The organism is Oceanobacter sp. 1_MG-2023, assembly GCF_030689025.1.
Lineage (GTDB): Bacteria > Pseudomonadota > Gammaproteobacteria > Pseudomonadales > Oceanobacteraceae > Oceanobacter.
In genome coordinates this window covers 26,756-47,507 of the sequence record NZ_JAUYWA010000005.1, presented here as the reverse complement: position 1 = coordinate 47,507, position 20,752 = coordinate 26,756, and the positions used below count along the sequence as shown (strand labels likewise).

General features: G+C 56.2%; 18 protein-coding genes. 11 read left to right on the top strand and 7 right to left on the bottom strand.

Annotated elements, in window-relative coordinates:
- Positions 1-102: 102 nt before the first annotated feature.
- On the bottom strand, positions 103-381 hold the full coding sequence (locus Q8W22_RS05090; RefSeq protein ID WP_305414656.1) for a hypothetical protein: 279 nt from the start codon (positions 379-381) through the stop codon (positions 103-105).
- Here Q8W22_RS05090 and Q8W22_RS05085 point away from each other — a divergent pair.
- Entirely contained in the window at positions 380-553 is a 174-nt protein-coding gene (locus Q8W22_RS05085; protein WP_305451760.1) for a hypothetical protein, read from the top strand. The two genes, Q8W22_RS05090 and Q8W22_RS05085, sit on opposite strands and share 2 nt — an antisense overlap.
- A 127-nt stretch (positions 554-680) precedes the next feature.
- On the opposite strand, the gene Q8W22_RS05080 is transcribed toward Q8W22_RS05085, so the two are convergent.
- From Q8W22_RS05080 to Q8W22_RS05065, 4 genes are read right to left on the bottom strand one after another with little or no spacing between them, the layout of a single operon-like run.
- Entirely contained in the window at positions 681-2,048 is a 1,368-nt protein-coding gene (locus tag Q8W22_RS05080) for an 8-oxoguanine deaminase (protein ID WP_305451759.1), read from the bottom strand.
- Between the two features lie 7 nt (positions 2,049-2,055).
- Positions 2,056-2,982, bottom strand: a complete 927-nt coding sequence (locus Q8W22_RS05075) for an ABC transporter permease (protein ID WP_305414652.1) — start codon at positions 2,980-2,982, stop codon at positions 2,056-2,058.
- A gap of 4 nt (positions 2,983-2,986) precedes the next feature.
- A complete protein-coding gene (locus Q8W22_RS05070) occupies positions 2,987-4,090 on the bottom strand; it encodes an ABC transporter permease (protein WP_303434159.1) in 1,104 nt (367 codons plus the stop codon).
- Positions 4,087-5,652, bottom strand: a complete 1,566-nt coding sequence (locus Q8W22_RS05065) for an ABC transporter ATP-binding protein (RefSeq protein WP_303434158.1) — start codon at positions 5,650-5,652, stop codon at positions 4,087-4,089. The genes Q8W22_RS05070 and Q8W22_RS05065 overlap by 4 nt, the downstream gene beginning before the upstream one ends.
- Positions 5,653-6,093: 441 nt before the next feature.
- Between Q8W22_RS05065 and xdhA the strand changes: the two genes are divergently transcribed.
- The 9 genes from xdhA (at position 6,094) to Q8W22_RS05020 (ending at position 17,017) form a co-directional block, all read left to right on the top strand.
- Positions 6,094-7,647 carry a xanthine dehydrogenase small subunit gene (xdhA, locus tag Q8W22_RS05060; protein WP_305451758.1) on the top strand — a complete coding sequence of 518 codons (1,554 nt, stop codon included), beginning with the start codon at positions 6,094-6,096 and terminating at the stop codon, positions 7,645-7,647.
- On the top strand, positions 7,640-10,039 hold the full coding sequence (gene xdhB / locus Q8W22_RS05055; RefSeq protein ID WP_305414650.1) for a xanthine dehydrogenase molybdopterin binding subunit: 2,400 nt from the start codon (positions 7,640-7,642) through the stop codon (positions 10,037-10,039). Before xdhA ends, xdhB begins: the two co-directional genes overlap by 8 nt.
- Entirely contained in the window at positions 10,036-10,947 is a 912-nt protein-coding gene (gene xdhC / locus Q8W22_RS05050) for a xanthine dehydrogenase accessory protein XdhC (protein WP_305414649.1), read from the top strand. The genes xdhB and xdhC overlap by 4 nt, the downstream gene beginning before the upstream one ends.
- Positions 10,944-11,468 carry a 2-oxo-4-hydroxy-4-carboxy-5-ureidoimidazoline decarboxylase gene (uraD, locus tag Q8W22_RS05045; RefSeq protein WP_305414647.1) on the top strand — a complete coding sequence of 175 codons (525 nt, stop codon included), beginning with the start codon at positions 10,944-10,946 and terminating at the stop codon, positions 11,466-11,468. The genes xdhC and uraD overlap by 4 nt, the downstream gene beginning before the upstream one ends.
- A 27-nt stretch (positions 11,469-11,495) precedes the next feature.
- Complete coding sequence (gene uraH, locus Q8W22_RS05040) at positions 11,496-11,831, top strand: hydroxyisourate hydrolase (protein WP_305451757.1); 336 nt, start codon at positions 11,496-11,498, stop codon at positions 11,829-11,831.
- A 1-nt stretch (position 11,832) separates the two neighbouring features.
- Positions 11,833-13,158, top strand: coding sequence for a guanine deaminase (guaD, locus tag Q8W22_RS05035; protein WP_303434152.1), 1,326 nt, complete (start codon positions 11,833-11,835; stop codon positions 13,156-13,158).
- A 1-nt stretch (position 13,159) separates the two neighbouring features.
- Positions 13,160-14,347 carry a urate hydroxylase PuuD gene (locus tag Q8W22_RS05030; protein WP_303434151.1) on the top strand — a complete coding sequence of 396 codons (1,188 nt, stop codon included), beginning with the start codon at positions 13,160-13,162 and terminating at the stop codon, positions 14,345-14,347.
- A gap of 214 nt (positions 14,348-14,561) precedes the next feature.
- Entirely contained in the window at positions 14,562-15,194 is a 633-nt protein-coding gene (locus Q8W22_RS05025; protein WP_303434150.1) for a response regulator transcription factor, read from the top strand.
- A gap of 2 nt (positions 15,195-15,196) precedes the next feature.
- Positions 15,197-17,017 carry a hybrid sensor histidine kinase/response regulator gene (locus Q8W22_RS05020; RefSeq protein WP_305451756.1) on the top strand — a complete coding sequence of 607 codons (1,821 nt, stop codon included), beginning with the start codon at positions 15,197-15,199 and terminating at the stop codon, positions 17,015-17,017.
- Here Q8W22_RS05020 and Q8W22_RS05015 read toward each other — a convergent pair.
- Both Q8W22_RS05015 and Q8W22_RS05010 read right to left on the bottom strand, forming a co-directional pair.
- A complete protein-coding gene (locus tag Q8W22_RS05015) occupies positions 16,959-17,693 on the bottom strand; it encodes a TetR/AcrR family transcriptional regulator (protein WP_305451755.1) in 735 nt (244 codons plus the stop codon). The genes Q8W22_RS05020 and Q8W22_RS05015 overlap by 59 nt on opposite strands.
- 115 nt (positions 17,694-17,808) lie before the next feature.
- A complete protein-coding gene (locus Q8W22_RS05010; RefSeq protein ID WP_303434147.1) occupies positions 17,809-19,206 on the bottom strand; it encodes a uracil-xanthine permease family protein in 1,398 nt (465 codons plus the stop codon).
- Positions 19,207-19,679: 473 nt separating this feature from the next.
- Between Q8W22_RS05010 and pip the strand changes: the two genes are divergently transcribed.
- Complete coding sequence (gene pip, locus Q8W22_RS05005) at positions 19,680-20,648, top strand: prolyl aminopeptidase (RefSeq protein ID WP_305451754.1); 969 nt, start codon at positions 19,680-19,682, stop codon at positions 20,646-20,648.
- Positions 20,649-20,752 lie beyond the last annotated feature (104 nt).

Sequence of the window (20,752 nt, the reverse complement as noted above, 5' to 3'; positions counted from 1 at the left end):
GTATACCAACTTACATGATAAGGGTTCAATGCCATTTGGCTTGTTTGTCCGCTATTGATACATCGATGCCGACAATGCTTTTCAGTGCCCGGTTTATAGATGTCACAATTGCCCTAAAGGGCGCGATAACGTCATCAGATGGCGCTGCTGTAGCAAGACGGCCTGGCAGAATCCTTTAGCGTAGAGAGCAGCGATGTTGTATTGATTTAGAAGCCCGATGTCTTGGTCGTTCTGGCCGACGCATCCAGACATATTTGAAATAGCGACCAGACACCCTGCGTTGCTACGCCTGACGTTGTCCGCATTGTTTGAGCTGAAAAGTTGTTTGAGCTGAAAAAGAGGAGAGCAATGGTGGATTGCCGTATCAAGAACCATCGCCATGGATATCACCATCATCCTGCTGGCGACCGTTCAGATAGTGGTCGTGATAATCGCTGTAATATTGATAGGGATGGCTGCTGTGATAGCGATTGGAATAGTCGCCATGATAGCAGCCAGGATGGCAAAACCGGCCACCACGCCGATCATCGGCATGGCGTCAGTGGCAGAATAAAGCCCGATACCGGTAACGACAGTCAAAACGCACTGATTGACTCTCTGATTGTATCTGGCGCTTGTCTGGCCAGCCTGGGGACATGCGCCTGAGGCGATCCCCCCCATCGTTATCAACGGAGCTGTGGTTATGCCAGTGCTGCCAGGGCGTTGGCGGCCTGCTGGTGACTATGACGCAGCTCGTCAATATCGACCCCTGCCACTTCTCCTTTTTCGACCTTCCATTGTCCCGCCACCATCACATAGTCCGCCTGATGGGCGCCACACAGCAGCAGTGCGGCTAACGGATCATGGCTGCCGGAGAAACGCAGTTCGTCGAGGCCAAACAAAGCCAGGTCGGCCTGTTTGCCCACCGCGAGGGTGCCGATGTCATCACGGCCCAATACGTTGGCGGAACCTTGGGTGGCCCAGCGCAGCGCATCCTGATGCGTTACTTTGGAAGAGCCGTATTTCAGTCGTTGCAGATACATGGCCTGGCGCGTTTCCTGAATCATGTTCGAACAGTCGTTCGAGGCTGAGCCATCCACACCAATGCCCACCGGGCTACCGGCCGCTTCGAGATCCTGCACCGGACAGATACCGGACGCCAGCATCATGTTGGAGGTTGGGCAGTGACAGATACCGACCCCCGCCGTTCCCAGTCGCTGGATTTCATTGGCATCAAAATGAATGCCATGAGCCAGCCAGGTGCGGTTATGTAGCCAGTTGACACTTTCCAGATAGTCGACCGTACGCAAGCCGAACATTTTCTGGCAGAAGGCTTCTTCGTCGAGCGTTTCGGCCAGATGCGTGTGCAAACGCACCTGATGCCGGGCAGCCAGCTCGGCACTGGCGATCATGATGTCGCGAGTAACCGAGAAGGGAGAGCAGGGGGCCAGTGCGACTTGCATCATCGAGCCTGGGGCGGCGTCGTGATAACGACGGATCAGCCGTTCGCTGTCGGCCAGAATCGTTGCTTCGCTTTGCACCACCGATTGCGGCGGCAAGCCGCCGTCGTCCTGTCCCAGACTCATGGAGCCTCGGGTCAGGGTGACGCGCAAGCCGACATCAGCGGCGGCGTCGGCCTGTACATCAATGGCATCGGTCAGGGTTTGTGGAAACAGGTAGTGATGATCGGCCGCCGTGGTGCAGCCAGACAACAACAGCTCGGTCAGAGCCAGACGGGTGGCCTGATGCAGCATGTCCGGCTGCAAACCGGCCCAGACGGGATAAAGAGTCTGCAGCCAGGGGAACAGCTCTTTGTTCAGGGCCGCAGGCAAGGCACGGGTAAGGGTCTGGTAAAAGTGGTGATGGGTATTGATCAGGCCCGGAATCAGCACATGACGGCTGGCGTCGAAGAGCTGGTCGTACCGCTCGGGCTGTTGCCCGGCGGCGACCACTTCGACGATCGTGCCGGACTGGATAACCAGTCCGCCACGGGCGTCTTCCGGGCTGTTGGTCTGGATCGCCAACGGGTTGGCGATCCAGAGTCGTGCAGGTGTCGTGGTGCTGTTCATGGTCAGATTAACTTTTGGCGTAGAAAGGTTTGCCGAGAGACATCGGCGCGACAAGGCGGCTACGGCTTTGGTTGCTGGACAATATCACCAGTACAACTACCGTGGCGAGGTATGGCAGGATGGCCAGCAGGTTCGGCGATACCGAGAAGCCAAGCCCCTGGAAAACCAGATGCAGAATGCTGGCCAGGCCAAACAACCAGGCACCCAGTAATACCCGCTCTGCTTTCCAGCTGGCGAAAACCACCAGCGCCAGTGCAATCCAGCCACGTCCGGCGGACATGTTTTCTGCCCACAGTGGCGTATAGGCCAGTGACAGATAGCTGCCTGCCAATCCGGCCATGGCACCACCGAAGATAATGGCCAGATAGCGGGTTTTTAAAACCGGCAGGCCAATGGCATTGGCGGAGTGCGGGTTTTCCCCAACCGCCTTCAGAATCAGGCCGGGACGGGAGTATTTGATAAACCAGTAAACGCCGCCAAACAGCACGAACGACAGGTAAACGATCAAGTCCTGGCCAAACAACATACGGCCAATAATGGGCAAGTCGGTCAACACCGGGATAAAAATCGGGTCCAGGCCATCAATCGGTTTACCAACAAAATCGGCACCGACAAAGGCGGATAGTCCGGTACCAAAAATGGTTAGTGCCAGCCCGGTAGCGACCTGGTTGGCGCTGAGCTCCATGGTGATAACGGCAAAGATTATCGACATCAACATACCGGCGACAATGGCCAGCATAAAGCCCAGCAACAGGCTGCCGGACAGCAAGGCGACGACAAAACCGACCACCGCACCCATCAGCATCATGCCTTCCTGGCCGAGGTTCAGCACACCGCTTTTTTCACAAATCAGTTCGCCCAGCGCCACAATCAACAGTGGGGTGCCGGTACGGACCATGGCATAAAGAATATTACTGATCAGATCGATATCCATGGTGTTATCCCTGTGTATTGGTGGTGGGTTGGATAGGAGCGGTGGTGGGTTGGCGACTGATCCAGCGCACACGGAAGCTGATCAATACGTCACAGGCGAGCAGGTAAAACAGCAACATGCCCTGGAACAGGCCGGTTAGTGCCAGTGGCAAGCCGAGGCTGATTTGCGCCATTTCACCACCCATATACAACAGTGCCATCAACAGTGAGGCCAACAGAATGCCGACAGGGTGCAGGCGGCCCAAAAAGGCCACAATAATGGCAGCGTAGCCATAACCGGGTGAGATATTGGGAATCAATTGTCCGATCGGGCCGGTCACTTCACTGACGCCAGCCAGCCCTGCCAGAGCACCACTGAGCATCAGCGCAAAATAGGCCAGCCGTTTTTCCTTGAAACCGGACAGTCGTGCGGCACTGGCGTCCAGCCCCATTACCTTGATCTGGAAGCCGTAAAAACTGCGGCTCATCAGTACCCAGATGGCCACGACCGCCAGCAGCGCCAGCGCCAGACCAAAGTGAATCCGGGTATCTTCAATCAGCAGTGGCAACAGCGACGAATCGGAAAACATGGCGGATTCCGGGAAGTTGTAGCCATCGGGGTCTTTTAATGGCCCGTGCACCGCCCACAGCAGAATATTGAGGGCAATGTAGTTCATCATGATGGTGGTCAGGATTTCATTGGTGTTGAACTGCACTTTCAGCAGTGCGGCAATACCGGCCCATACCAGGCCACCCAGAGCACCAAAGACCAGTACCGTCGGCAATACCCAGGCGGACTCAACGTCAATCAGTTGCAGCGCCATATAGCTGCCAAACAGACCGCCGATCAGCAGCTGGCCTTCTGCGCCGATGTTCCAGATCTGGGCCTTGAACACCACCGACAGACCAATGGCACACAAGAGGATCGGCGTGGCTTTAACGCACAGTTCGGCAATGCCATACGTATCCGAAATCGGCACGTACAATATCGTTACCAGCGCTTCCCAGGGATCAACCCCCAGCAAGGTGAACAGGATAACGCCGGTCAGCATGGTCAGAACCGCCGCCAGTACCGGCGACAAATAGGCCATCCGTTTGGAGCGCTCGCCCCGAGGTTCCAGTTTGATCATGCGTGAGTTCCCTCGGTTGCGGGCTGTACTTGGGGACTGAAGTCGCCTGCCATCATGCGGCCCAGTTCTTCAATGGAGGATTGGGGGGTGGGCTTGATCGGTGACAGCTCGCCGTCACAAATCGCACCGATGCGGTCGGAAATCAGGAACAGCTCATCAATGTCTTCCGACACCACCAGAATGGCAGCACCCTGATCCCGTAGCGTAATCAGGGCTTTGTGGATCGCCGTGGCGGCACCGATATCCACGCCCCAGGTGGGGTGGGCAGCAATCAGGATTTTGGGATCTTGCAGGATTTCCCGGCCAATAATGAATTTTTGCAAATTACCACCAGAGAGGCTGTCCGCCTGGGCGTGACGGCCTGCGGTTTTGACCTTGTAGTCCTTGATGATCTTATCTGCAAAGGCTTCGGTTTTTTGCCAGCCGACCATTCCCTGTTTGACCAGTCCGGTCAGAAAGCCGGTGAGCAAGGCGTTTTCAGTCAGGCTCATTTCCGGTACAGCGCCGCGGCCGAGGCGTTCTTCCGGGACAAAACCCAGCCCCAGCGCGCGGCGCTGGTCTGGTGGCAACAGTGCCACATCGGTTTTACCGGCGCTGCTGGTGTTAAAAAATACCGTCCCTGCTTTGCTCAACGCTTCGCCGCTGAGGCTGGCCAGCAGTTCTTCCTGACCATTACCGGCGACACCGGCGATGCCAACGATTTCCCCGGCATTGACGGTCAGGTCAAGGTTTTTCAGATGGACACCAAAGGGATCATGACTGGGCTGATCCAGCTGGGTGATTTCCAGCACGGGCTTGTCGCCCAGTACCTTCGGGTAGGTGGTGCTGACCGGAGTATCGTCCCCCACCATCATCTTGGCCATGCTGGTGGTGTCTTGTTCCGACGGAATACAGGCACCGGATACACGTCCGCCACGTAATACGGTGGCCTTGTGGCAGAGGGCTTTGACCTCGTTCAGCTTGTGGCTGATAAACAGGATTGAACAGCCTTCACTGGCGAGCTGGCGCAGGGTGACAAACAGTACCTCAACTTCTTGCGGTGTCAGTACCGAGGTCGGCTCATCGAGAATCAGCAATCGGATGTCCTGTACCAGGCAGCGGACAATCTCGACCCGCTGACGCTCACCCACCGACAGTGTGTGAATTTCACGCTCGGGGTTGATGGCCATGCCGTATTTTTCCGAAACGGTGCGGATTTTTTCGGCCAGTGGCCCCAATTCTCCGGCATCGTCTCCCAGTGCGAGGGCGATGTTTTCCGTGACGGTCAGGGTATCGAACAGGGAAAAATGCTGGAACACCATGCCAATCCCCATTTTACGGGCGTGGGCAGGGTCCTTGACTTCCAATGGCAAGCCATCCCAGAGCAGTTCACCACGATCGGGCTTGACCAGACCGTAGATCACTTTCATCAGGGTGCTTTTACCGGCGCCATTTTCTCCCAACAGGGCATGAATTTCGGCGGGCGCGATGCTCAGGTGTACGTCGTCATTAGCAATGCAGCCTGGGTACTGCTTGGTAATGCCGCGCAGGCTGAGCCTGGGGGGTACGGGTTGCTTGGGCACGGGCTGTTCCTCTATGGAGCCTGGCAAACACTGGAAAGCGTCAGGCGCTGCGGTATTGGTCTGAATATGGCTTCAAACAACGAACGGCGGACATCGCCAGAGGGTTGTTTGGGGACATATTGGCAGAGTATTCACAGGCTTGAGCGATTGACAAATATTGGCCAGGGACTCCCTTCCGGTTGCAGGTATGGTTACGAATCTTTAACGAGCCAGCAAAAAGCTGGCCAACTGGTCAGAATTTTTTTGTTATGTCGTCAGAGTGGCTGGTATAGTAAATGCTTAATATGACCGATCGGTCAGGTTTTTCGGGGCCTTGAAGCCTACTCGGGAAATTCTGCCAACAAATTCGGGGAATGTGCTGATTTAATCGTAAATTCCTTTAAAAATCATAAAGTTATAAAGTTATCTGCCGACAAGGATAGCTCACCGGAGGAAGGAACATTGATTCGCTTTTTATTCAATGATCAACTGCGCGAAGTAGATGATCTTGCTCCAGACCTGACCATCTTGGAGTATTTACGCACCGTCGAAGTGCAACGTGGAACCAAGGAAGGTTGCGCCTCCGGCGACTGCGGTGCCTGCACGGTGGTGGTGGCAGAACCGGATACGACTCAAGGCAGATTACGCTATAAAAGCGTGAATAGCTGCATTACCTTTGTGGGCAGTTTGCAGGGTAAACAGCTGATCACCGTTGAAGCACTGAAGCCCGTAGCGCCCGCCCCTGAGTCGCACACGGCGCCTGCAGACGCAGCGGGCAGCCCGGCACCCGCGCTGCATATTGCCCAGCAAGCGATGGTGGATTGCCATGGTTCCCAATGCGGTTTCTGCACCCCTGGATTTGTAATGTCATTGTTTGCGCTGGGCAAAAATGCCCCGGTGCAGACCGTCAACGAATTTGATCCGGCCAACCCGGATGCCCATACCCGCCACGAGATCGATCTGGCTCTGGGCGGCAATCTCTGCCGCTGTACCGGGTATCGGCCGATTATTGAAGCGGCCGGACAGGTGCTGGCAGGGGAGCGCCAGGACGCCTTCAGCGCGGCTGAAGCCGAGACCTGGCAGCGGCTGATAACGCTGGCAGAACAATCCCGGGCCAGCACCACCATCGACGGACTGACACAGGGCGATCGTCACTTTTTTGTTCCTACCAGCGTGCAACAACTGGTTGATTTACGCCGCCAGTACCCCGAGTCACGCCTGGTGGCCGGAGGCACCGATCTGGCACTGGAATACACCCAGCAGCTCAAGCCGCTGGACGTGCTGATCTATACCGGCCAGGTCGCTGAACTCAAGCATATCGAGGTCTCAGACAGCGCCCTGATAATCGGTGGCGGGGTGAATTACAGCGACGCCATGAGCACCATCGCGCAGCACTTGCCAGAATTCGCCACCATGATGACCCGCCTTGGTGCGTTGCAAGTACGTAATCAGGGCACGATGGCCGGCAATGTTGCCAACGCCTCACCGATCGGAGATACACCGCCGGTCTTGCTGGCGCTGGATGCCATTCTGCATATCGACAGCCCCGCCGGAGCCGAACAGATTGCCATTAACGACTTCTTCACTGGTTATCGCCAGACCTGCTTGCCAACCGGGGGCGTGATCAGCGGGATCGAGATTCCACTTGATAAACAGGACTGGCACCGTCGGGTATTCAAGGTTTCGAAGCGTCAGGAAGACGATATTTCCGCCGTACTGGCAGCGCTGATGTTCAAGGTTGAGAACGGCCAGATTTGTGCGGCCCGGCTGGCCTTTGGCGGGGTCGCCGCGACGCCGTTACGCGTACCCGCTGCCGAGCAGGCCCTGATTGGCCAGCCGCCGACTCTGGAGGGGATCCGGGCCGCGCAGGCGGTATTGCAACAAAGCCTGACGCCGCTGACCGATGTCCGTGCCAGTGCCCACTACCGCCTGCAACTGGTCCAGAACCTGTTGGCGCGGGCAGTGCTGGAATACAACCAACCTGAAACCACGCTGGAGGTCGTCGACTATGCGTAATGTGACACTTCCCGAACACAATACCGCGACAGCACAAGCGCCGACCCAGAACGGTCAGGCCGGGCTGGATATCGTTACCGGTGGTGTTGGCAAACCGTCCCGCCATGAAAGTGCCGTGGCCCACGTCAGCGGTAGCGCCCGTTATGTGGATGACATGATCGAACCGGGCAACTGCCTGCATGCCGCGGTGATCCGCAGCACCATTGCCGCTGGACAGATTACCCGGCTGGATCTTGCCGCCGTGCGCAACAGCCCGGGAGTGGTGGCGGTGATGACCGTCGAAGATGTGATCGGCCACACCGACATTGGCCCGGTGTTCCCGGGCGACCCACTGATGACCTCGACCGAGGTCAAGTTTATGGGTCAATGTATCGCCGTGGTGGCGGCAACCACCGAACTGGCCGCCCGCCGGGCGGCACAGCTGGCAGTGGTGGAATACCAGCAGCAAACCCCGCTGCTTGATCCGCGTGAGGCGCTGGCGCAGTCGCGACTGGTGCGCCCGAGCCACAGCATGAAGCGCGGAGACCTGGCGGCCGCCATGGCTACCGCAAGCCATATTCTGGAAGCCGAGCAAGCCGTGGGCGGCCAGGAGCACTTTTACCTCGAAGGCCAGGTTTCCCTGGCAATGCCAGCGGAAGACGGCGGCATGCTGGTGTACACCTCCAGCCAACACCCCAGCGAAGTCCAGAAGCTGGTGGCTGAAGTGCTGGACGTGCCGCTGAACCGCATCACGGTCGATATGCGCCGGATGGGGGGTGGTTTTGGTGGCAAGGAAAGCCAGGCCGGTCAATGGGCGTGTCTGGCTGCATTGCTGGCAACCCGTACCGGTCGTGCCGTTAAAATGCGCTTGCCGCGCCAGGACGATATGGTAATGACCGGCAAGCGTCATCCGTTTGCCAACCGCTATCGCATCGGCATCGACCCGGATGGCCAACTGCTGGCGGCAGAGCTGGAAGTGATCGGTAACTGCGGCAACTCGGCCGATTTGTCGGATGCCATTGTCGACCGCGCCATGTTCCACGCCGATAACGCCTATTATCTGCCCGCCGCCCAGATCGACGGCCACCGGGCCTTCAGCAATCAGGTATCCCACACCGCGTATCGCGGTTTTGGTGGCCCACAAGGCATGATGATTATCGAACGGGCGATGGACGATATTGCCCGCAAGGTTGGCCAGGACCCGCTGACCATTCGTAAACGTAACCTGTATGGCACCCCGGAGCACAAGCCCGACTGCACCGTGACGCCATATCACCAGACGGTTGAGCACAACAGCCTGCCAGACATTATTGAGCAGCTGGAACAGAGCAGCGATTACTGGCAGCGCCGCAGTGCCATAACCGCATGGAACAAGACCAGTCCGGTGCTGAAACGTGGTCTGGCGCTGACGCCGGTGAAGTTCGGTATTTCCTTTACCTTGCAGCATCTCAACCAGGCCGGTGCGCTGATACATATCTACACTGACGGTTCGATACAGGTAAACCACGGTGGCACCGAGATGGGCCAGGGCTTGCACACCAAGGTCGGCCAGATTGTTGCCCAGACGCTGGGTGTCAGCCTCGACAGCATTCAGGTGACCGCCACGCGTACCGACAAGGTACCGAATACCTCACCGACGGCGGCTTCCAGTGGCACCGACCTGAACGGCAAGGCGGCGCAAAATGCCGCGCTGATTCTCAAGCAGCGGCTGGTGGACTTTCTTGCCGCCGACAAGGGCGTACCGGCTGAGGCGATTGTGTTTGCCAATGGCCAGGTGTTCTGGGCTGAGGGCATGTCGATGAGTTTTGCCGAGCTGGCTGAGGCCGCTTATGTCAGTCGGGTGTCACTCTCGACCACCGGTTATTACCGCACCCCCAAAATTCACTACGACCGCCATACCGCCTCCGGTCGGCCGTTCTTTTACTTCGCCAACGGGGCGGCAGTATCAGAAGTGGTGATCGATACCCTGACCGGGGAATACAAGGTTTGTCAGGTGGATATCCTGCATGACGTCGGCCAGAGCATTAACCCGGCCATTGATCGCGGCCAGATTGAAGGCGGTTTTATCCAGGGTATGGGCTGGCTTACCACCGAAGAACTGGTCTGGCACGACGACGGCCGTTTGCTCAGTAACTCTCCTGCGACCTACAAGATTCCCGCTATTGGTGACACCCCGCCAGTGTTTAACGTCCGTCTGTTTGAACAGGCCAACAACGAAGCCACGGTGTACAACTCCAAAGCGGTGGGAGAGCCTCCGTTTATGCTGGCAATCTCGGTCTGGTCAGCACTGCGCGACGCCATCAGCAGCCTCAGTGATTACCAGCTCAGCCCTGACCTCGACACCCCGGCGACGCCGGAACGGGTACTGGATGCGGTTATGGCATTACAAGCCGGCACAGGGGATCAGCCATGAAACACTGGTCGGAATCGCTGGCGGAGTGCCAGCGCAGCGGCCAGCCCCATGTGCTGGTCACGGTAATCAGCACCGGCGGCTCTACTCCCCGAGCCGCCGGCAGCAAAATGCTGGTGCTGGCGGATAGCAGTATCGACACCATTGGTGGTGGCCAGCTGGAGTATCAGGCGCTGCAACAGGCCCGGGCGCTGTTGCAGGAAACAGAGCAACAGCAGGTTATCCGGCAGGTTTTGCTGGGAGCCGATGCCGGCCAGTGCTGTGGTGGTTACGCCACCTTGCTGTTTGAAAGTTATCCCGCCCGCGCAGCCGAACTCTGGGTGTTTGGTGCTGGTCATGTGGCCAAGGCACTGATGCAGATAGTGCAGCAGCTGCCGTTGCCAACCCGCTGGATCGATAACCGCCCGGAGCTGTTTCCGGCGGCTGACAGTCTGGCCCCCCATATTGAATGCGTGGTCGCAGACACCCCGGAAGCCTTGCTGGTCGATGCCCCCGCTGGCAGCCGGATACTGATTCTGACCCATGATCACGCGCTGGACTACCGGCTGGCCGAGACGGCCCTGCGGCTTGGCCATTGCGCTTCCATCGGGGTGATTGGCTCGGCAACCAAGGCCAACCGCTTCCGTTATCGCCTGACACACAGCGGCATGACGGAACAACAGCTGGAAATCATGCAATGCCCGGTCGGGCTGGAGGAAGTGGCTGGCAAGTTACCCATGGAAGTGGCGGTGTCGATTGCCGGGCAGCTGATTCAGCAGTACCAGACAGACCTGCAGACCGGGCAACGTCCGAACACACGGGCCACCGGTGTGCCACTGTCGACCCTCAAGCAACTGATGCGCAAGGACAAACAGACGCAGGATGTGACCGTTCTGACGCCCCTGGCACCCAATGAGGCACCGAGCAAATGAGTAAGACACTGACCCTGACCGAACTGAACAGGTTACCTGCCGCTGACGCCCGGCTGGCCTTTGCCCAGTGCTGTGTGGCCGCCCGCTGGATGGATGCCATGGTCGCCAGCCGTCCCTTTGCCTCTGTCGAGCAGCTGCATCAGGTTGCTGCCGATCACTGGCAAGGGCTGGAAGAAGCCGACTATCTGCAAGCCTTCGAAGGCCACCCAAAAATCGGTGACGTCAGCTCACTGAAACAGAAATACGCCAGCACCAAAACCCTGGCCGCCGGGGAGCAATCCCGGGTTGACGAGGCCGACGACAGCGTGATCAATGCATTGGCCAGTGGCAACCAGGCTTATGAAGACCGTTATGGATTTATTTTTATCGTCTGTGCCAGCGGCAAAAGTGCGGCCGAGATGCTGGCCTTGTTACAGGCCCGCTTGCACAACGACCGCGGGACCGAGATTCAGAATGCCGCGGATGAACAAGCCAAGATTACCCGGCTACGAATTAACAAATTACTCGGCCTGACCGACTAACCAAGACACCGAACAGGATTCAACATCATGATTACCACCCATGTACTGGATACCGCGCTGGGCAAGCCGGGTATCGCCATTCCGGTCACACTGAGTCGTCAGGAGCAGGATAGCTGGACACCCGTTAGTGCAGGGCAGACCAACGACGACGGCCGTATTCCCGGCTGGCTGGACGACAAACCGGCTCTGGCCGCGGGCGTTTACCGTATACGTTTTGAGCTTGACGACTACTTTGCCCGCCAGTCGCAGAGAGCGTTTTACCCTTTTGCGGAAATTGTTTTCCGCGTTGAAGACCCGGCGCAGCATTTTCATATTCCGCTGCTGCTGAGTCCGTTCAGTTACTCGACGTACCGGGGTTCCTGATATGAGCACAGTATTTCGTGGCTCGCTGCTGTTTTTTACCGCCGACCCGCAGTTTGCCGGAGAGGACGCCTGGCAATATATCGACGACGGGCTACTGGCCGTGGACGATGCCGGGCTGATCACTCAGGCCGGGGCGTATTCCGAGTTGCCCGGGCTTTGGGATGATGGCGCAAACGTCGTCGACTACCGTGGCAAGATTCTGATGCCGGGCTTTGTTGATTGCCATATTCATTACCCCCAAACCGAGATGATCGCCGCCTACGGTACACAACTGCTGGACTGGCTGGAGACCCATACCTTTCCGGTGGAAAGCCAGTTTGTGGATTACGACTACGGCGTCAGGATTGCCGAGCGTTTTGTCACCGAATTGCTGCGTAATGGCACCACCACCGCTCTGGTGTTTGGCACTGTGCACCCACAATCGGTAGATGCCTTTTTTACCGTGGCGCAGCAACGCCAGCTACGCATGATTGCCGGTAAGGTGATGATGGACCGGAACGCGCCGGATGCGGTGCTCGATACCGCATCCAGTAGCTATCAGGAGTCCAAAACCCTGATTGAAAAATGGCACGGCGTTGACCGTCTCAGCTACGCTGTGACGCCTCGTTTTGCCCCCACCAGTACCCCAGAGCAGCTACAGCAGGCGGGACGTTTGCTGCAGGAGTTTCCCGGTGTGTATCTGCATACGCATTTGTCGGAAAACCGCGATGAACTGGCCTGGGTCCAGAGCCTGTTTCCGGATTCTGAGCATTATCTCGATGTGTACGATCAAGCCGGGTTGTTGGGCAAACGCAGTGTCTTTGCCCACGGTATTCACCTCTGTGACGACGAGTGCCAGCGGATGGCCAACAGCGATTCGGTAATCGCCCATTGCCCATCGTCCAACCTGTTCCTGGGTTCCGGCCTGTTTGATCTGAAAAAAATGGATGCCTGCGGTATCCGGGTCGGCATTGGCTCGGATGTCGGGGGTGGGAGCAGTTTCTCTGCGTTTGATTCCCTCGCCGATGCCTACAAGATCCAGCAACTGAACCAGCACAACCTTGACCCGTTCCGGGCCTTGTATCTGGCCACGCTGGGCGGTGCCAGAGCGCTGTCGCTGGATGACAGGATCGGCAGCTTCCAGCCTGGTATGGAGGCCGATTTTATCGTGATGGACCCACACGCGACCGACTTTCTGTCTTTTCGCAGCCAGCACTGTCGCAACTTGAAAGAGCAGCTGTTTGTGCTTAACACCCTGGGCGACGATCGGGTGATTGCCGCTACTTATATTCTGGGCCAACTGGCTCATCAACGAGATTCGGATCACGTGCCTCAAGGGGAAAACTGATATGGATGCTTACATCATCGACTGGTTACATCTGCTGATACGTTTTCTGCACGTGCTGACCGCCATCGCCTGGATTGGCGCATCGTTCTATTTTGTCTGGCTGGATAACTCGCTGGAAAATCCGCCACAGTGGAAACTCGACAAAGGCATCAAGGGTGACCTGTGGGCGATTCATGGCGGTGGTTTTTACGAAGTCGCCAAGTATCGCAACGCTCCGGAAACCCTGCCCAAGACCCTGCACTGGTTCAAATGGGAAGCCTATTCCACCTGGATCACCGGCATGCTGCTGCTGATTGTGGTGTTCTACGTGGGTGCACAAAGTTATCTGATCGACAGTAACAAAGCCGATCTGAGCAGCTGGCAGGCCATTGGTATTGGCGTCAGTTCACTGCTGATCGGTTTTGCCATTTACGAAGTCGCCTGCCGTACTCCGCTGATCAAAAACGGGCTGATCTTTGGTCTGGTGATGCTGGTCTTGCTGACGGCAATGGCCTGGGCCTTGAGCCAGGTACTGGGGGATCGTGCGGCTTATATCCATGTCGGGGCATTGATCGGTACCTGTATGGCGGCCAACGTTTTTACCACCATCATGCCCTCACAACGGGCCATGGTAGCGGCGGCAGAGAAAGGGCAGTCGCCGGATCCGATATATGGCTACAAGGCCAAATTGCGCTCTACCCATAACAACTACGCCACTATTCCGGTGCTGTTTATCATGCTCAGCAACCACTTCCCGATGACCTATGGCCACGAATACGGCTGGTTGATCCTGGGAGGGCTGGCCCTGATGGGTGCCTGGGCCAGACACTTTTTCAACCTGCGCCATCACGGTGTGGTGAAACCGATGATTCTGGTGTCGGCCCTGGCTGGCTGTATGGTCATTGCCTGGGTAAGCAAGCCTTCTGAACAGAGTGTCAGTGCCGGAACCGGAGGGCCAGCGGTCACCGACGTACAGGCGTTAGGCATTGTCGGACAGCACTGTACCGCGTGTCATGCTGCCAACCCGAGCGATGATATTTTCAAGGTATCACCGGGAGGAGTGATGTTCGATAACCTCGACCAGATCAAGGCCATGAAAGACCGGATCCTGGCGCGGGCGGTGCATACCCACGATATGCCGTTTATGAACAAAAGCGGGATGACCGATGCCGAACGGGAAGTACTGGGGCGCTGGCTGGAGCAGCAATAACCGGCTTGATCCGTCTGGTACAAACTGGCACCTGTGCTTCGGCATGGGTGTCGTTGTTGCCTTGTTGTGCCTTTGTTTGTCGTCTCTGCAATGGCTTGCAACATTGGGCACTCTGTTCATTTTCCCGCTTGTTATGTTTAAAGTGACCGCCAATACCGTTCTTCAGCGAGCAAATACCCCATAATGTTGTACTCATGGGTAAAAATTATAATATATGAGTATAAAAATCCTTCTGGTTGATGATCATCAAATGTTTGTGGATGGACTCAAGAGTGTCTTGATGGGTTCGGATCTGCAGGCCGATGTTGAGTCAGTGCACAATGGTCAGGATGCCCTTAAATACTTGCGCAAGGGGGATTACGATATTGCCCTGATTGATCTGCGCTTACCCATTATTGATGGCTTTGATCTGCTGCAAGCCCTGCGGGACCAGAGCAACCTGACCCCCGTTATTATTGTTTCCGCTTCCCGAGACCCGGCAGATATCCAGCGGGCCAAACAGCTGGGAGCAATGAGCTTTATTTCAAAATCCTCTTCGGGCAAAAAAATCATCGAAACCATCCAGGATGTGCTCGATGGCAAGCTGGTGTATTGCACCGAGATCGATGCCGAACAGGATCTGGCCTCGCTGTCGGATCAACAATGGGCCTCGCTGCACAACCTGACACCACGTCAACTCGAGGTCCTGCGACTGGTGTGCAAGGGGCTTTCCAATATCGAAATCGCTGCTCAATTGAGTCTGAGTGTGGCCACCATCAAAAGCCATATCAGCGCTATTTTTATGGCGCTGGGTGCCAAAAGCCGTTCCGAATCCATCAAGAAGGCTCAACAACTTGGCCTGGACTAGACATGTTTTTCCACACCCATCCCTTTGTCGATGATGCCGAAAACAACGACAACGCGCCCAACATCAAGGTTGAAGCCGAAAAAATTCTGATCGTCCGGCGTAACACGCCGATGATTCTGATCGGCAACCTGTTCGGCAGCATGCCCTTGCTACTTATTTTCTGGGCCGACCGCCAGAGTAATTCACTACTGCTGTGGGAAAGCGCCCTGGTTGCGATCCTGGCGATTCGGCTGCTGCATTTTGGCTTGTACAAGCCGGACAAGGTCAATAGCAATAGCCAGAGACTGAGGAATTACGACCGTCAGCAAATGCTGCTGATCTTTCTGACAGGCTGTATCTGGGGTGCCGGGGGCTGGCATTTTTTTGATGGCACGGAGATCAAGAATGTCGCATTTCTGATTCTGACGTTTGTCAGCATGATTGCAGGCAGTCTGGTGTCGCTGTCATCGCGGCCAGTGTCTTACCGCTTGTTCGCCTCCCCTCTGATGCTGCCGTTATTGGGGCGCATGTTTCTGGAGGACGAATGGTTTTACGGCTGGATGGGATTTGGCGGGGTCGTTTACCTGCTGGCAACGTTCAGCTTCAGCAGTACTGTTCACCGGGTGATTGATCAGTCGATCCAGCTGAAATACGAAAACCTTGATCTGATCGAAGACCTGCAGCAGGAAACCGAGCGCGCCAATACCGCCAACCGTGAGAAGTCCCATTTTTTTGCCGCTGCCAGTCACGATTTGCGCCAGCCCCTGCAGGCGGTCAGTCTGTACAGTGAATCGCTGGCTGCTCTGGTTACTACCCCGCAGCAGCAGCAAGGGCTGGCCAATATCCAGAAGGGGGTGGCTTCCTTGCATGAGTTGCTGGATGCCTTGTTTGACGTTTCCCGTTTTGATGCCGGGGTGGTGGCAGTCAATCCGGTGGTATTTTATCTCGATGAATTATTGGCAAGGATGGAACCCCAGTTCCAGCTTGAAGCGCAGATCCGGGGCCTGGCGTTCCAGATTGGTTGTCGCCATTGTGCCGTCAGGACCGATCCGGTTTTACTGGAGCGGGTATTAACCAACTTGCTGGTGAATGCGTTCCGTTATACCGAACAGGGCAAGGTCGATATCTATTGTACCCTTGGGCCAGAAGATCACTTGCAGTTACATGTCCGGGATACCGGCATCGGTATTACCGCCGAGAATTGCCGCCGTATTTTTGATGAATTTTTTCAGGTACACAATCAGGAGCGCGACCGGCATCAAGGCCTGGGGCTGGGGTTGGCGATTGTCCGGCGGATTCTGTTGTTGCTGGAACTGCCAGTAAAGGTGCACTCGGTACTGGGTGCCGGGACGGAGTTTGTGGTAACGCTGCCGCTGGCGGAGTCGTTACCGGAAGACGCAGTGCTGGATCAGAACCGCGAATCCAGTGCTCTGAATCAGGATGTGTTCAAGGGGCTGGCGGTTATGGTGGTGGATAACGAGGCCGCCATTGTTAATGCCATGACCGATTTGCTGCAATCCTGGGGCAGTGACTGTTCCGGTTTTGTGACGACAGAGGATGCCCTGGCAGCTATCGAGCAGGGTTATCAGCCTGCGTTAATGCTGGTTGATTACCGGATGCCTGGGTCATACAGCGGTTGTGAGCTGGTACAGCGGGTTTGGCAAACCTTGCCCGGGGTTGCCGCACTGATCATCACTGGCGATACCAGTGAGGAAGTGGCCCAGGAGATTATCTGGCAACAGCTGGATTTTCTGCACAAGCCAATCAAACCGCCAAGGCTGAGAATCAAGGCATCCCGGGTGTTGGCACGGCATCAGGAACGGCTGGCCCAGCAGGAAGACTGACCTTGCCCAGTGTGACTGTTCCCGGCTCGCTGACCCCGCAACCTGTCAGAATAATATGCGTCAGGGTATCGGTTGCGGCATCAAAGTCGGCCGGGGTGAGTTCGCTTTTACCCAGGGCCGAGGCGATCTGGATATGGAAATCAGCGTAGTGTTGGGTGCTGGACCAGAGTAAAAAGATCAGATGCGCCGGGTCGATATTGGCGCTTATTTTGCCGCGTCGTTGCCATTCCCGAAACACTTCCACCCTGGATTCAAACCATTCGGCATAGCCGTTGCTAAAATAATCCTCGAGATTGGGGCCGCCGCTGATGATCTCGGTGGCGAATATTCTGGACGCCAGTGGATACTGGTAGGAAAACTCGATTTTCTTGCGGATATAGTTTGGCAACGCTTCGGCCGGGTTATCGTCGGCATTCATGGTTTTGCTGAAGGTGCCATCCCAAAGATCGATGATGTCACTCAGGACCGCCAGATACAGGCCCAGTTTGTTTTTGAAATAATAGTGAATATTGGCCTTGGGTAGCTCGGCACGATTGGCTATTTCGCGCATGCTGGCGCCTTTGAAACCGAAAGCAGCAAATTCTTGCTCGGCGGCGGCGAGGATCATTTTCTCGTTACGCTGGCGGATGTCACCGGCGGTTTTTTCATGGCCGTGGGACGTAATATTTAAAGACATGAGATTATCTGATTCTATCGAAAGTGTCGGCATTGTAGCCTGAAATGCGGCAGAGCTGAAAAAGCCGCCCAGAGGCGGCCTTATCTTAACAGTCCATGTCGTCGATATCTTCGAATCAGGACACAGTGCCAGCGGTTTTCTCTGTTGCGGTTGTCATGGTGGCTTGCGCTGCAGCGGTGGTTTTCTCTTCCGGCAGCAGGGCGCTCATGATAATTGCGGCCAGACCACCTGTGGTGATGGCAGAACCAAAGATGCTCTGCACCAGTTTGGGCATTTCAGCCAGCAGGTTAGGTGTCATGATCACGCCCAGACCCATGCCAAACGAAACTGCCATGATCAGCATTTTGCGGCGATCCAGGTGTTCGGTGGCGAGAATCTTGACCCCTGCGGCAGCCACGGTGCCAAACATCACCAGCGTAGCGCCACCCAGTACCGGCTTGGGAATATTCTGCAGTACGCCCCCAATAATCGGGAACATACCCAGAATAAACAGTACCGCACCGATGTAATAACCAATGTAGCGACTGGCAACACCGGTCAGCTGGATCACGCCATTGTTCTGGCTGAAAGTGGTGTTGGGCATGCTGTTAAACAGAGCTGCCAGCAAGGAGTTAATACCATCGGCCAGGACGCCGCCCTTGACTCGCTGGATGTAGCTCTCACCCTTGATGGGCTGATGCGACACAATGCAGTTGGCGGTCAGGTCGCCGGTGGATTCAATGGCGGTGATCAGGTAAATCAGTGCGATAGGAGCAAACGCCGTCCAGTCGAATGAGAAGCCATATTTGAACGGTACCGGAATACTGAAAGCCGGCAGACTGGCCAGGTTGTCGAAGCTGATTTTGCCCATAAATGCGGCGGCGACAAACCCGATGACCAGGCCGATTACAATAGACGACAAGCGAATCCAGCTGTTGGAAGAGCGGTTCAGCACAATAATACTCAGCAGCACCAATCCACCCAATGCCAGGTTCGCCGGGCTACCGAAATCTGGTGATTTGAAGCCACCGGCCAAATCCGTCATGCCAACCTTGATCAGGCTGACACCAATGATGGTAATAACAATCCCCGTCACCAGCGGCGTAATCACCGACTTCAGCTTGTGCAGGAACTGGCTCAGGAAAATTTCAACAAAGGCACCAAGGAAACACACGCCAAAAATCAGCGACAGAATCTCTTCTGGGCCGCCGCCCTTGCCCTTGGCAATAAAACCGGCCGCCAGTACCGAGCTTAAAAACGCAAAACTGGTTCCCTGTACACAGATCATGCCCGCACCAATACCAAATGGGCGACGTGCCTGGATCACCGTGGCAACGCCGGAGACCATCAGCGCCATACTGATCAGGTACGGAATATGTTCACCCAGCCCCAAAACACCACCGACAATCAGCGTTGGCGTGATAATACCGACAAAACTGGCCAGTACATGCTGGATGGCGGCGAAGCTGGATTCCAGAGCGCCAGGCCTGGCATCCAGTGGATACAGTAGATCATTGGATTGATGGTCGGACATGGTTATCTCCCTGAGGATGATTGCCGTCAGCCATTGGCAGAACCGGGCTGAAGGAGCAGATGTTGGTAAAGATGCATACTGTCGGAATACTTTGCTGACCAATCGGTCAAGTTGCTGAATAAAAAGCAAAAAACTGGCCAATCGGTCAGAATTGTGGGTAAAAATCATTTATTTCATTAAAAACAATCAGTTAGCAAAATATTGCCGCACCCGGCAAGAACCGCGTATCCGCAGACATACAGGCTGATCTTCCGCACTATGCCCTGAGAGAAGACACTGTCCCCAAAAGCGCACAGAAATGGGCTTTGGGCCGTGGTTTCATATGACCTCGCCGCTTTGGCTGGGGCCGCTGGCTGCGGTAATCTTGTAAGTACCAGGGCTTGCAGCATCGATGCCAGACATCTTGCCGGGCCTTTTTTTGTAACCTCCGGCCATGTCAGGTTTAGCCTGCTGACCCCAACGGAAGGACGACTATGACAACCTCTGCGGCAAACAACAGCTTGCGCGGCTATTACCCCGCCATTGCACCCTATGACAGCGGCATGCTCGACGTCGGTGATGGCCATCAGATTTATTGGGAGCGGGTGGGGACACCAGGGGCAAAACCGGCGGTGTTTCTGCATGGTGGGCCGGGTGGAGGCTGCAGTGATCACCATCGTCGGGTGTTTGATCCGGCCAAATACGACGTGCTGCTGTTCGATCAGCGTGGTTGCGGACGCTCCACCCCTCATGCGTGTCTGGAAGCCAATACCACCTGGCATCTGGTTGCTGATATCGAGCGGCTGCGAGCAACATTCGGCATTAAAACGTGGCAGGTGTTTGGTGGCAGCTGGGGATCGACCCTGGCACTGGCCTATGCTGAAACCCATCCTGAGCGGGTGTCTGAACTGGTATTACGCGGCATTTATGCGCTGACTCAAGCCGAGCTGGATTGGTACTACCAGTATGGCGTGTCGGAAATGCACCCGGAAAAATTCGAGAAATTCCAGGCCCCCATTCCGGAAGCGGAACGCAGCAATATGATGCTGGCGTATCACCAGCGCCTGACCGGCGACAACGCCGCCGAAAAAATTGCCTGCGCCAAAGCCTGGAGCCAATGGGAAGGCGGCACCGTTACCCTGCGGCCCGACGCAGATTTGGTCGATGACTTCGGCGGCGACCAGTTTGCGCTGGCTTTTGCCCGCATTGAAAATCACTTCTTTAGCAACAAAGGCTGGCTGGACGACGGCCAGCTGCTGCGTGATGCCGACAAACTCCACGGCATTCCCGGCGTTATTGTCCATGGCCGCTTTGATATGCCATGCCCATTGAAATATGCCTGGCAGCTGGCGAAGGCCTGGCCGGAGGCGGAATTACACATTGTGGAAGCCGCCGGACACGCCATGACGGAACCCGGTATTCTGGATCAGCTGATTCAGGCCACGGACCGGTTTGCCGAATAGCAGAATACGGGCGGGCCTGCGATGACGGTGCGTTGCATGCCTGGGAGCCAGCTGACAATGGATACAGGATAAACCTGAAGATGACCACTTTGACGTCAGGAAAA